The following is a 13,638-nucleotide window of genomic DNA, read 5'->3' on the forward strand; positions in this document are numbered from 1 at the left end:
TTACACTATACTTTTTGTTTAAAATCCCGTACAAAATCCCAGTCGGGGCTTACTCCCAGCCCTGGTGCCGTGGGTGCCGGCAGATGGCCGTCTGTCACCATGATCTGTTCTTTCACCAGCTCATACATCATAGGGTTTCCGCCGAGGGAGAACTCGATGATGGTGGCCGAAGGCGATGCGAAGGCCACATTCAGTCCGGCCATAAAGGAGAAAGCAGATCCCCAGCAGTGCGGCGCCAGCTCCAGCTGGTGTACCGTCGCCAGGTGCGCTACCCGCACGGCTTCGGAAATACCGCCAATGATGGCCGCATCCGGTTGTATCACATCAATGGCGCGTATGTCCAGCAGTTCATTGATATCGAAACTGGTGTATTCACTTTCGCCGGCCGCGATGGGAATATGAGTGGACGCCCTTACTTCCGCTGTTCCTTTTCTGTTATCGGGGCTGATCGGTTCTTCAAACCAGTACAGGTTGCAGTCCCGCACGCCGCGGCAGAATTGTTTTGCTTCCGGCACGCTGAAAGTGCCGTGGGCATCGGTCATTAGTTTGATGTCCGGTCCTAGGGCCGCCCTGGCGGCTTTCACTCTCTCAATGCTGGTCTGAACGGTCCTATCCATTACGCCTACACGCATTTTGACGCCACCGAAGCCTTTATCCACGTAGCCTTTCAGTTGCGTGCCGATATTGTCTGCGTCTGCCCAGCCACCGCTGGCATAGGCCGGCATTTTATCCCTGCAGGCGCCGCCGAGCAGGTCCATCACCGGTACGTTCAGCATTTTTCCTTTCAGGTCCCACAAGGCCGTGTCAATGCCGCTCATAGCAGATACCGTAAGCCCTCTCCTGCCGAGCACCGGGAACTTCCGGCCTCTTGACAACGCGTAATGGTCACGGGTGCCGTTATACATTTCCTCCCAGAGACGGGTGATATCTTTCACCTGTTTTCCAATTAAAGCAGGTTTCAGTTCATTTTCGATACAGTTTACAATCGAGGCGCATACTCCTGAAGATCCCACAGCAGCTTTGGCTTCGCCAAATCCCTGAAGGCCGTCTTCTGTTGTGATCACCACCAGCGTCATGTCGAAATTGGCCAGTAACCCATAATCTGAAGTATGTTGTTTTTCTTTTGGAACGGGACAGCGCAACCAAAATGCCTCTACATTAGCTATTTTCATCAGTTCTCTAAATAAGTTTTGATAAAGTATTAAATGACCGGCTGGTCAGCATGGTGTAAAATGCTTCAGTAACGGACGAACTGCCGTGGTCTGCGAGGAACTTCGCCTGCTCAGGCGAAAGGTTTTCCGGGTGCTCGTCGATGGAATCCGGATATGGATTGGCCGGCGTACGGTCCAGCGGTGAACAGAATTCCACGGACAGCACGCCATCATAGCCGGTCTCTTTTAAAGTGGCCACGATCTTCTCCCAGTTGAGATGCCCCATGCCTGGCGCCATGCGGTTGTTGTCCGCCACATGGAAACCGGCCAGTTTTCCTTTCGCTTTTCTGATGGACGCATACATGTCATCTTCTTCGATATTCATGTGGAAAGTGTCCAGGCAAACGCCGCAGTTGGGCCCAACGGCTGCCGCCAGTGCGAGCGCCTGTTCAGCTCTGTTGATGAAGTACGTTTCAAACCGGTTGATGGGCTCTATGCCCAGCAATACGCCGGCCGCCTCGCTGTAATCGTAGATCTCCTTCAATGCGTCCACGGCCCATTTCCACTCTTCTTCCGGCCTGCCGTCGGGGACGATTTTTCCAACGGTGCCTGGCACTACCGACACTATATGGCCGTTCAGTTCCTTCACCATTTTCACCACATCTTTCACGTATTGTACCGAGCGTGCCCGTTGTGCTTCATCTCTGGCCAGCAGGTTGCGTTCTCCCAGCATCAGCGTTACGGAGCCCCAGCAGGACAAGCCATGGTCCTTCATGAGCTGATTGATGTGTTTTGTATCATATTGTTCAGGATTGCCGGCAATTTCCAGCCGGGTATATCCGAGCGCGGCTACTCTTCTGATGGTAGTCTCTATCGTTTCGGAGCGCATCCAGTTGTGTATTCCAAGTTCCATAACGCGTGTGGTATATAAATGATAAAAAAATGCTGGTCACTGCTTATCCTCTAAAAACAGCCAATAGCAAGGCATTGGTCGTGCATCAATTGGTTGGGTCCATAACGGGAAAAGAATCATTGTCTCACAAACATATTCAGACTACTGTTGAAATAAAAGTACTGCATTTGCAAAATATTGATACTATATTTACCTTAATTCCGATTTCGTCCGTTATAAAATAAATAGTGTACTAAAAACACCAATTATGAAAGTAGCCTACCGACACATCTCTACCCCGGAAGATGCCAGCTTTGTGATCAAGGAATTTTGTCAGCCGCGCTTTACGAACACTTTTCATTTTCATCACGGGCATGAGTTGATCCTGATGGTAAAAAGTTCCGGTAAAGTATATGCGGGCAACAAGGTGATCAACTTCAGCGCGGGAGAGATCTACATGTTCGGCCCTGGCCTGGTCCACTGTTTTTGTAACGACAACATGCCTGCCGGCGCCGACGAAGAAATGGCCCATGCCATCATCGTACAGTTTACCGAAGACTTCCTGGGCAAGGATTTTTTTGACAAACTGGAATTAAGGAAGATAAAAGAGCTGATGCAATTGTCTGAGCGCGGCATTCAATTCAGAAAAATACCGCCCGTGCTCAGTACGATGTTTTTTCAGTTCCAGGCCAACCAGCAAATGAAAAACCTGATCATATTGCTACAGCTGCTGGACGGGCTGTCTCAACAAAACAGTGAACATGTAATGCTATTGACAGACGACCCCAGAAAGATACATTATAAGGATGTGGATTCAAAGAAGCTGGAATCTATATTTAAGTATGTCCTGGAGAATTATCATACACATGTGGACAGTAAATCGGCCGCCTCACTGGCATGCATGAACGAAGCCGCGTTTTGCCGCTACTTCAAAAGAAGGACCAGCAAAACATTCTCGCAGTTCGTTAACGAAACACGGATCAGCCATGCCACCAAATTATTGATCGGCACAGACCATGGCATCGCTGAAATATGCTATGCCTGCGGGTTTGACAACATATCCTATTTTAACAGGCAGTTTAAAATCTACCAGGGCAAATCTCCCCGGGAATACCGGAAGGAGTTGGTAGAAAGTAATGCAGGAGCGCCCAGTTACCGGCCTACGGTAGACTGATCAGCCTTTCTCATAGAAAATAAAATCCGTCATGACCGGTTCCAGTCCCCCCTGCCGGAATTCCGTGGCTATCTGCGCCCGGTGATAGGTAGAATGGTTGATGATATGAAACAATATCTCAGAAACTTTTTTGCTGAAAGGTTTTCCTTTGATCTTAGGGTGTTGGATGATGTCATTCATTTCATACTGATCGATAATAGATAATGAGTGTTCATAGTTTGTTTTATCGATATCCAGGCACTGTTGCAAAGTATGTACCTCCCAGATGCCGGGAACCACATCTTTCGCCGCTATCCGGTTATTCCAGACCTGATGGCCATTGAGAACATGGCAATATAATTTCAACGCTTTCTCAGATACCTTGTCAGCATTGGCTTGCAGTACATTCCAAATTTGTTGATTGACACCATGATTGTATTCAAATAATTCTTTGAAGAAAGTTTTCATAAACTGTTATTGTTCTTTTGAAATCAGCGCTTCTATTTCTATTTCGATCATGGCATCGGGCAATCCCAGTTCTTTTACGCCGATCCAGCTGCCTGTCGGGAAATGATGCGTATATATTTTTTGCCGGTAGGCCGCGTTCTTTTGAAGTTCAACCATGCTGGTAGTGTAGATGTTTTCCAGGATGACGTCATCGAAAGTACAACCGTAGTGCTTCAGCACTTTTTCCAGGCTGGCATAAACGTTCGTCATTTGTTGCCCGTAATCGCCCTTCCCTGTCAGGTTTCCTTTATCGTCTATGCTGATAACGCCGCCCACTTTCACAATGTTTCCCACTTTTACAGCCTGCGTATAGCCGTACATTTTTTCCAGTTCCGGGCGGAGCAGGAAATATTCCGGCCTGGCCTCTGCTTTTGGGGCTTCTTTCTTCGGTATTTCCTGGTTGCAACTGTACAGGGTAGCCGCTATAATAACCGCTGACAACGCTTTTCCGTATGCATGAATCTTTTTGGCCATGGTGGTAATTTTTTTGCAATAATAGCCAAAAATCTTATTATTGCAACTAAGTCGCAATAATAAAAAATGAAAAGAAGGAACACACAGGCCCAGACGGAGATCTTACATGTGCTGAAAAGCACGGACAGAGCGTTAAGCCATGAGCAGTTACAGGCAGCGCTGGAAGCTAAAGTTGACCGTGCCACGATCTACCGGGTGTTAAACCGCTTCTGTGAGGATGGGCTGGTACATAAAGTTATGGACGATGACGGCAAGCAGCACTTTGCCTATTGTGCCGGTTGTGACAAACCGAACAATAAACACAACCACAATCATTTTCATTTTAAGTGCCGGAAATGCGGAACAGTGGAGTGCCTGCAAAACAAGGTACATATCCCGTTGCCGGAAGGGTATGTGATCACGGATTTTAACGGGATGATATTGGGGTATTGCAAGGAGTGCGCTGTCCATGAAGAAGGCTTGTAAGCAGCGTCTGCAAGACTTTTAAGGTCATATCCGGCGGCCAGATTTCCCCGGGCAAAAGAAAGCACATAAAATTTTGTTGTCAGGGAAATTCTCTGCCTACTAATTCAATACCTGTTTTTGCGAAGATGCTATCTGTTTTATCATCGCCGGCGTATTATATTGGTTATCTCTCAATAACCCTTATAAACTACTGTTATGAAAACACCCCCGGCAATTGCCACCCTCCTGTTAGCCAGCAGCGCCTTGCTTACCCTGACACATTGTACCAAAAACATGAACGGCCCTGACGGCCCCACTACTGTTACCGCCAACAACAGCACTGTCGCCACTGTAGGCATACAATCCCTTCTGTTTGACGGCGACGCTGCATTAGGCGCGTCCAACGTATGGAAAGTGCTCAATGTTGAAGGCGATGGCGCCATCACGGTAGACACCGACCCCGCCTACGGACAGGTATGGAAATTCTACAAACCGGCAGGCAGCCACCGTACGGAAGGACATGGCGCTAAAAACTATCAGGCCGCGGAAGGCGATGACATCTACATCGGATGGCGGTCGAAGCTGGACATACCGGCCAACCAGAATACCAACGCGGTATTCCAGTGGAAGGCCTATGGCTCCACCCTTCCTATGACGCAAAATTTCCCTATCGTTGTCAGCACCAACAGCTCCGGTAATCTTCACCTGATGCATTACGCGCCCGGTAAGATAGGCACCGAAGTATGGGTAACGCCCCTCTCCCGCAACACATGGAACTCAATGGTGCTGCGTATCAAAGTGTCCAGGGATGCCAGCATCGGGTTCATAGAATTCTGGTATAACGGCGTCAAACAAACGCTGGTCAACGGTACACAACGTTATCCTGCCCGTACCCTCGACGCAGATTTCTGCGATCCGAAATTCGGCGTGTACGGCGGCGATCCGGCCGACATCACCAACTATGTGCATGCTATCAAAATAGCGTCGTCCTATGCGGAGGCAGCTCCTGACGGCAACGGCAGTACGTTGTCTGCAACGCTGTACCAGAATTGCAGTTATGCCGGATGGTCTGCCGCCTTCGGCATCGGCGCTTATACGACAGCAGACATCACGGCCAAAGGCGGTGTCAATAATGATGCATCCTCGCTCAAAGTGCCGGCTGGACTGAAAGCCACCTTGTTTGACGGCGACAATTTCACCGGCGACTCACTGGTATTGACCGCTGACGGCAGCTGCCTGAAGAACAACAACTTTAATGATAAAGTGTCTTCATTAAAGGTGACGTCCAACTGATTCATTATACGTGTAGCCGTTGGGGTGACTAATGCCTGAAATGCTGGACCGGCGTCGTTGGGGTAGTATTGCCCGACGCTCCGACGGGCAGGCTGTTTGCCTCCCTGATCAGCTGGAATATATGGTCTGGCCGCACCAGCACATAGTCCGCATTCAACGAGTTGGCAACGTTCTTAAAACTGGTAGGCGTTACGTTCTGCCAGGGTTGCGCCTGTATAATGATAAAGCGGGGACTGTTCCCGTTCCAACCGGCGGCGGCCGCAGCGATATGATCTTTCATCGCCTGTTCATTGGTACAATAATTACAGGAAAGTGCCATCCCGGGCAGACTGTTGTTATAAATCGTTAGTCCGCCGCCGGTATTCTGTCCTGTCATGCCCAACAGCGACGGAGCTTTCTGGGCGAAGGTCTGCCCTGTATTCTGACTGATACCGCCGGTGATGGTGTTCCATATGGTCACCACGCGGAAGCCTGCACGCTGGTTATACGATTCTGTTTTTGTTACAAATTGGTTTAGCAGCTGCTGGTCAGTCCAGCTGTTGGGGTACGTATAGCCGTAACCGGAAGGCCCCGAAATCAGGTTGTCATTATTGGTGGAAGTTTGCCACAGGTAGTTGAGCGCACCGGGCATAGCATCTACCATGGCTGGTGACAACGTCCACCCGATAGGCACTGACCCGCGGTCCGGATTGTTCCAGAGTTTACGCATCAGGTGTTCTATATACTGCAGGTTATCACCATCACTCAATATAAAGGCGACGTAGAGTTTATTTTGCAGCGGCGGTTTAGGCGGCATCGGTTTGATGTTGATCGTTCTCGGGGTGCCGCTGTGTAAGGTGAGATTAGTGCTCCAGTCGCTCGCAATAGTAGGAATGCCGTAGGTGGAAGACCGTTCCACGCCAGGGCCCTCTTCCGGCCACCATCCCATAAAATTGGCGCCTGCCGGCATCGTGCTGAGGAAACTGTTCAGCAGCGTGCTTTCCGCAGGCACGGCAGGGTCCAGCCATATCACTGCGGCACCGAGCGCGGCGGCATATTCACGCAGCGCGGCTTTATGCACGTCGGGGTTCAGGCCTATCAGCACACGATGGTCCAGGCTAGGCCAATAGGTATTATACAGCGTTTGGTACACTTGCAGCTTGCTGGTGAACTGTCCGCGTAAATCCATGACGATGGGAATATTATAAGGCGCGGCCGTCAACCGGGACAGCAACAACGGTGATACCACCAATGCCCGCTTGTCTCTGGCCAGCATCGTGGCCAGGTTAACGGTATGTATCTGCGCAGGGTCATACACGATCAGGCCGGATATCTCGCTGCGGTATTTGGTGATCAGACTCCATTTGTCGGCAACCTCCGACCAGTTCAAACCCAGGGACTGCAGCCAGGTGTAGGGCCCTTCTGCAAAAGCGTCGCCTTCATAAGAGAAAATACGGGGCTGCGTTCTGTTGACCACACCTTTCAGGGATGCAAACAAATACATTTCCGCAGCAGTGCTGTTCTGCTGAACTCCCACCCAGTCCACTTTTATGTAGGCCGCCCCCCGCCAGTAGATGCGCAGCTCTATCGATTGATTATTGGCAGGAATCGTAAAGGGCAGCGTAAAACTCGTATAGTTCGACGCGATGGGAAACTGCTGCCGGGTGATGGTCTGCGAAGCAAGCACCTGCCCCGTGGTAGCGTTTCTTACATCGATATCTACCACCGGGTCATTGTTGGCGGTATTGTTATCGATCTTCATCCGGAACTCTGCAACGTTAGGCCCTGCCGGCAAACTGTTGTCATACGGGCCATAGACCATATGCTCATTGGGCGCGTCAATGCCTGTCTGGCACAACCATCCATCGGTTTCCAGCCGGCCCGTTTTGTGGCTGAGCGCCGGGCCTTCTGCCTCCCAGCGGGAGATGGACTCCCGCAACATAATTAAATCCTGCGTTTGCGCAGGCGCGGGAAAAGAAGGTAAAATCTGACTGGCCGGCCATGAAATCTGGGCGGTCAGGGAAGTGTTCCATAACAGCTGTATGGACAAAAACATAGCTATGGCCCTGCAATACAATTGTGTTGGGTTGTACATAGGTTAAAAATTAAAACAATAGTTAACAATGAGGGAATTACTGCGATAACGTGGAGAACAGAAAAATCGGGTTTTAGGTCAACCTATTTCAGTTTGATCTGTTCTATTATAAAAATAACCATTTAAATTTAAAAAGTATCATATGCTACTCCAAACACCCCTTGAATCCGTACTGATGTTTATTTTAATTATTCTGGTGGTCATTTCGGCTTTTATTACTTTACCAAACAGCCATCTGTAGCGGCCACATCTCCGCTAAAACGACCTCATAGAAAAAGGCTTGTAAGCTAATGCCCGCAAGCCTTTTCATGTAAGATCCCCGACGGGTACCGGCTTATTCTTAATACACCAGCTCCATTCTCTTCTCCAGGAACCCGTCTCCATATGCCACAGCGATATGGTCTCCCTTTTTGACCGCTATCTTTTCCCGCTCCAGCAGCAGGGATGATTTATCCGTTTTTAGTATTCCTTTAAATTCATTGCCGCTTTCTGACAGTAAGATCGTTCCCTTTTTCTCTCCATTGACCAGCACGGTAAGCGGCAACGACCGGCTTACCGGCGCCTGCCATAAAATATACAAGCCGTCTTTTTTACGGGTCAATGATACGGGAAGGTTATCGTACCAGTTGAGCACCGCCAGGCTCATATTCCAGGCGGTGTTATGGTTGATCCATCCTTCGAGGTGCCGGTCTTTCCCCAGCGGGTTAAAAGGATACATCTCCGTTCCGGGCAAACAGCTCAATGAGCCGCGGCATAGTTCCAGCCGGGCGGTCACATCAACAAGAAATCCTCTGGGATAACCTTTGGAAATGCCTTTGAATCCTTTTTCCGGATGATGGGCGGCATGTGCATTCAGCGGATTACGGCCATACAGATTATCGAAATGCGCATACGCGATTTGTTCCAGGCGTTGTTTTTTTGCAGGGTCTTTCACGATGGCTGCGGCCAGCAGTGCGGAGGCTGGGAAACCGGCCACGTTGCCCACTTCATTGTATACCGGTACGGCCCAGGCGGTGTCATTGTCATATTTCCGGAAGTCCCACGCATTGTCGGACCGGCGCACCATGATATCTGCCCACTGCTCTATTTTGCCCTGGAGGCCCGTAGGCGCCTGGTCTTTGTAGCGCAACAGGTAAACAGCGAGGCCGGACATCAGCATGTGTTCACTCATGCGCTGCCCTTTCGTTGCCAGCGGATCTTCGAAATTCAAAGAGTCAATGATCCACGCGACCTGCTTGTTAGCTGCCTGCAGATACGCCGCCGCGCCGGGAAGCTTCTCCCGTTTGGCCACTTCATACATCAGCAGATTGGGCAGTACGGAAAATCCCGGCGCATGGCGACCTTTGGAGGTGCCTACTTCGCGTTGTACGTCCAGTAAACCGGCTTTTTCCCAATTGCTGCGGGCGAAATTCAAGGCCTGCTGGTAAAACTTCCGGGAGAACCACTTATCAACATACGGGTACGCATATAGGAAAAAAGCAAATTGCGCGAGTGTTTGCGGATGCAGCTGCCGGGGCAGTGAATCGCCGCTGGGATCTTTGGTTTCGGGGTTCACCAGGTAATACCCGATACCCCAATGCACATTCATCAGCACGTCGGGTACCTGGTTGCCCAACGGTTTATCCAACGTGGTAAAATATTTCCGGGCAGCTGCCAGCGCCGTTTCATCTCCGGGGCTTTGCACCAGTTTGAAGTCCGGTTTCATCACCATCGCCTTCAGGCTATCGTAGGAAATGGTAGCCGGCATGGCATTATACGCTGCAGGGTTAGAAAGATACATCCATATCAGGGAAGGCACCTCATAGGAGTAATAGGTACCGTCCCGCCAGGGGCAGCCGCCGTAGGCAGAATGGTGCGTGCCCGTTATACTGCGGCTATCATTCATAAACCACACGGAAGGCTCCAGCGCCGCTTTTTCAATGAGGAAGGGCGCGATACGGAAAGGATACGACACCCCTTCCGGCAAATGTCCTCCCTTTACATGGATCACATAGGACTGCTGCGGGTCTGCCGGCCTGAAGCCGGTAAAGTCACCCACTCCCTGATGGGTCTTCCCCTTGTATAACGGCGTAGAGGCGTTACCGGTAGTTATGTAAAAATCGACGCTGCCCTCCGGCGCGGTGGGAACGGTAAAGCGTTTGGGCGCCCGGGTGTTATAACCGGTCTGATTAACACACACCCAGTGCGCAGCAGGATGAAAAGTGGAATCCTGGGCAACAGCCATTGATACGGCGAACAATAAAGTGGAAACGGCCAGCCATGCCGACCTGATTTTTTGCATCATACTTACCGATTAAAAATGATCTGTCTGTCTTTTAATAAACGGGCGCGCAGCCTGTCATACGGCACATCCTGAACGGCGGTGTTATGGTCTATCGCAAGGCTCGCTGCTGTAGCGGCAGACTGTCCCAGCACCATAAAAACCGGTTCCATCCGGATAGAGCCGTATGCTGCATGGGTGACGGACGCACAAAGCGGCACCAGCAGATTCCCGCATTCGCCACGCCTGGGTATAATGGCCCGATAACTGATGCCAAAGGGCGCCGGTATGTGTACGAACATGCCGCCTTCGCTCGTAACGAAGCCGGTGGGCGATACAAAAAGTTTTATTGCGTGGGAGTCCATATGGTAAGAGCCAAGGCCCACCGGGTCTGGCGCCACCTCTTTGGCCAGTGCCGTGTGTTCCGTGATCACCACATCGCCGACCATGCGGCGGGCTTCACGGATATAAAGCTGGAACGGCCAGTTGCCGGTATCGGTAAACTCGTCTTTTGCCAGCCCCCATGGAATATAACGCTGACGCACAGCCGCCGGGATACGCGGATGGTGCTGCAATGTCCAGATCAGTCCCCGTTGCCATTGCTCATGCATTTGGGCTATATGCTCGCGGGTAATGTAGTCCGCCTCCGGGTAATTCCAGCTCATGCCAACAAAGTCAGTGGAAATATAGCCGTTGTTGTTAGTATCGGTTTTGCCATTGGGCAACCGGTCGAGCTTTAGAAAACTGCCCTGCAACGACGTTTTGAAAAAATCACTTTCCATCCCTCCTGCTTCGATGAAGCGGAACAGCAGCTCATACTGTTCGTCTTTGTAGCCTGCCGGCTTTTCTATAGATACCCGGTTTTCTGGGATATTGGTAAGACACAGCCGGTAGTTGTAAGCCTGTACCCCCTTGTCCCCATCTCCCACATTTCCTCCCCGGTCGGGATACACGCGGTCAAGCAGGCCACTTTGCGGATTTCCCTTAACCCGGTATGGATCGATGCCTTCGGGGAAGCGCCCCGGAAGCGGCAAGGGACGGATACCGTTGTTTGTTTCCCTGTAACGGTTGTTGGGTTCCCGCCCAACTATGTAAGATACGCCGCACGCTGCCATCAGATCGCCTTCATACGTGGCGTCGATGAACATGCCGGCCGTGAAAACACGGCCCGATTCCATCCGTATGCTGGTAATTTTGTTTCGCTCCATTTTCACGCCGCTGCCGCGGTCCAGCCGTTCGTTCTTTACCACGGTCACCTTTGCTTCGCTTACCATCTGATCGAACAGCCGTTCTGCCACAGAGGGTTCCAATATCCACATGGTCTGGTCATCGGGTGCCAGCGCAGCATGTTGTTCGGCCATGGCATGCTTTTTCTCCCATTTCCAGGCGTTATCGTTGCGGTAGTGTTTCCAGACGCGGTGGAAATACTCCCTTGCCAGTCCGCCGATGGTGTGAGGGTCTCCTACGTCCACCCAGCCAAGCCCCCCGCTGGTGAGGCCGCCCAGGTGTTTGCCCGGCTCTATCAACGCCACGGCCTTACCCATGCGTGCTGCCTGGATGGCGGCCATTACGCCGCCGCTCGTTCCACCGTAAACGACTATATCAAATACGTCCTTCAGGGCCTGAGCAGACAGGCCCTGAAGGGTGGCTGTATACGGGATAACTGCGCCCAGCGCGAGTATACCAGTATTCCGGATAAAGTTGCGTCTGTCTAACTGGTCCATCTGTTTAGCTGTTGCGCTGCGGGAAACTCCCGGGATGTTGCAAGATGTTTTTTCATAACTGTGGGCCCCCGTCATCGCTGGGTCAACGCCCTGATGCCGGGAAATGGTAATTTTCATAAAGAATTTGATGGGACAAAATATTTCGGAAGATATTTTTCATGGGAACGCTCCCATTTTCGTGGGACTGTTCCCACGGCGGAAGTTCAGGGCAGAAAAAAGGGCCGGTCTTTTGCAGACCGGCCCGGACGGGGTTAAACGGTTAATATCAATATCCTTTGTTCTGTGTCAGGTTAGGGTTCCTGGCAAGCTCCGTTGAATTAAAAGGCAGGTACAGGCGGGTTGCGTCTTTACCTTTGGCGGCCAGGAAAGGAATAGCGGTATCAAAGCGGCGCATGTCCTGCCAGCGGCGGCCTTCTCCCACAAATTCCCGTCTTCTTTCATTCTCCAGTTCTTTCAGGAAGGCAGCCGCATCGGCAAAGTCGCCGTTGCTTTTGGTGCCGGCCTTACGGGCAGTTCTCAGCTGGTTGTAGTAGGTCACGTCCACCACGCCTTTTCTGGCGCTGGCTTCTGCGGCTATCAGCAGGGCCTCACTGTAACGGATATACGGATAAATGGCATAGGTGGAAGAAGTGGATTGCAACGTATCTGTGGAGAACTTCAGCAGGTAGGTCACTTCCTGCCCGGTGACCGCATTACGTTGACGGCGCAGCAACTGGTTCCGGATATCTGTTGGTTCGTACAATTTTACCAGCTCGTCGCTCATCCAGGTAAGTCCGGGGCTGTTTCCCTTAAACGGCGCGGCAGGGCTGTAAAAGGAGTACATGCCGTAACGGTTGAAATTGTTGCTCAATGGCCCGTCTACCCCTCTCCACATCATTTCCCGTGAGGTGCTGCCAAACTGGAACACTTGTCCATAGTTACTGTTTACCAGCGAGAACTTGCCGGAGCTGATCACCTGTTGCGCGAGATCGCCCGCCTCCTGATGTTTGCCCAGTTGCAGGTAAACCCTTGCCAGCAGCAGTTGCGCTGTTTGTTTACAGGCCGCATTGGGGGTAGTAAAATCCTTCAACAGGGGAATGGCTTCGGTAAGATCGGCGACGATGGACGCATACACTTCTGCTTCTGTATTTTTATCACGACGGATTTTGTTGATATCCGTTTCTGTTTCCAACGTCAAAATAACGCCACCGTAGGTTTCCACCAGCCGTGTGTACTGGTACGCCCGTATCGTCAGCGCTTCTCCCAGCAAGGGCTGCATGTCTGACAACTTTTTGCTCCGGATATAATTGATGATAAAATTAGCGTTGCCGATGGACTTGTAGGCGCTGTTAATAGTGCGGCCATTGCCGAAACCATCTTCCACAGTAGGATTGCATGCATCATATCCAATCGGGTTAAACTGCGTAGGCGTGCCTCCCTGGATAGATACAATGTCATCACTATAGATGTCCCATACCGGGTAAGACTGATAGTATACGCCATCAGGCTTATAAGCGCCCTGTAACAATAGCGGTAGCTGCTGCGGCTGTACGTGGTCCAGATCGATGGAAGTGTCCGGTTGTGGTTCATCCAGTTTACCGCTGCAACCAGCCAGCGACAGTGCGGTAACAAATAACAACAGCGTTTTTTTATATGTCAGCATGTAATAATCTTTTTAGTAATTCAA

General features: G+C 51.0%; 11 protein-coding genes. 3 read left to right on the plus strand and 8 right to left on the minus strand.

Features of this window, described 5'->3' with window-relative positions:
• Window positions 1-5: 5 nt before the first annotated feature.
• Together ACTJJS_RS23860 and ACTJJS_RS23865 are read right to left on the minus strand one after the other, a co-directional pair.
• On the minus strand, window positions 6-1,172 hold the full coding sequence (locus ACTJJS_RS23860; RefSeq protein ID WP_440665556.1) for a mandelate racemase/muconate lactonizing enzyme family protein: 1,167 nt from the start codon (window positions 1,170-1,172) through the stop codon (window positions 6-8).
• Between the two features lie 7 nt (window positions 1,173-1,179).
• Window positions 1,180-2,064 (minus strand): sugar phosphate isomerase/epimerase family protein, encoded by an 885-nt coding sequence (locus tag ACTJJS_RS23865; RefSeq protein WP_440665558.1) that lies wholly within the window; start codon window positions 2,062-2,064, stop codon window positions 1,180-1,182.
• 247 nt (window positions 2,065-2,311) lie between these two features.
• Here ACTJJS_RS23865 and ACTJJS_RS23870 point away from each other — a divergent pair, with 247 nt between their 5' ends.
• Window positions 2,312-3,217 carry an AraC family transcriptional regulator gene (locus ACTJJS_RS23870; RefSeq protein WP_440665560.1) on the plus strand — a complete coding sequence of 302 codons (906 nt, stop codon included), beginning with the start codon at window positions 2,312-2,314 and terminating at the stop codon, window positions 3,215-3,217.
• Here ACTJJS_RS23870 and ACTJJS_RS23875 read toward each other — a convergent pair whose 3' ends face one another.
• Window positions 3,218-3,664: a DinB family protein gene (locus tag ACTJJS_RS23875; protein ID WP_440665562.1), complete on the minus strand. Its 447-nt coding sequence runs from the start codon at window positions 3,662-3,664 to the stop codon at window positions 3,218-3,220.
• Between the two features lie 6 nt (window positions 3,665-3,670).
• The gene (locus ACTJJS_RS23880) at window positions 3,671-4,177 is read right to left on the minus strand and encodes a RidA family protein (RefSeq protein WP_440665563.1); all 507 of its coding nucleotides are present in this window, start codon (window positions 4,175-4,177) and stop codon (window positions 3,671-3,673) included.
• Between the two features lie 66 nt (window positions 4,178-4,243).
• Here ACTJJS_RS23880 and ACTJJS_RS23885 point away from each other — a divergent pair, with 66 nt between their 5' ends.
• Window positions 4,244-4,642 carry a Fur family transcriptional regulator gene (locus ACTJJS_RS23885; RefSeq protein ID WP_440665565.1) on the plus strand — a complete coding sequence of 133 codons (399 nt, stop codon included), beginning with the start codon at window positions 4,244-4,246 and terminating at the stop codon, window positions 4,640-4,642.
• Between the two features lie 195 nt (window positions 4,643-4,837).
• Window positions 4,838-5,914, plus strand: coding sequence for a heparin lyase I family protein (locus tag ACTJJS_RS23890; protein WP_440665567.1), 1,077 nt, complete (start codon window positions 4,838-4,840; stop codon window positions 5,912-5,914).
• A 28-nt stretch (window positions 5,915-5,942) separates the two neighbouring features.
• Here the strand turns inward: ACTJJS_RS23890 and ACTJJS_RS23895 are convergent, their stop codons facing one another.
• From ACTJJS_RS23895 to ACTJJS_RS23910, 4 genes are all read right to left on the minus strand, one after another.
• Window positions 5,943-7,988 (minus strand): hypothetical protein, encoded by a 2,046-nt coding sequence (locus ACTJJS_RS23895; RefSeq protein ID WP_440665569.1) that lies wholly within the window; start codon window positions 7,986-7,988, stop codon window positions 5,943-5,945.
• Between the two features lie 340 nt (window positions 7,989-8,328).
• Window positions 8,329-10,272, minus strand: a complete 1,944-nt coding sequence (locus ACTJJS_RS23900; protein WP_440665570.1) for a hypothetical protein — start codon at window positions 10,270-10,272, stop codon at window positions 8,329-8,331.
• 2 nt (window positions 10,273-10,274) lie between these two features.
• The gene (locus ACTJJS_RS23905; RefSeq protein ID WP_440665572.1) at window positions 10,275-11,972 is read right to left on the minus strand and encodes an FAD-dependent oxidoreductase; all 1,698 of its coding nucleotides are present in this window, start codon (window positions 11,970-11,972) and stop codon (window positions 10,275-10,277) included.
• Between the two features lie 265 nt (window positions 11,973-12,237).
• Complete coding sequence (locus ACTJJS_RS23910; protein WP_440665574.1) at window positions 12,238-13,614, minus strand: RagB/SusD family nutrient uptake outer membrane protein; 1,377 nt, start codon at window positions 13,612-13,614, stop codon at window positions 12,238-12,240.
• Window positions 13,615-13,638: the final 24 nt, after the last annotated feature.

It is taken from the genome of Chitinophaga sp. 22308 (assembly GCF_052045305.1).
Classification (GTDB): domain Bacteria; phylum Bacteroidota; class Bacteroidia; order Chitinophagales; family Chitinophagaceae; genus Chitinophaga; species Chitinophaga varians_A.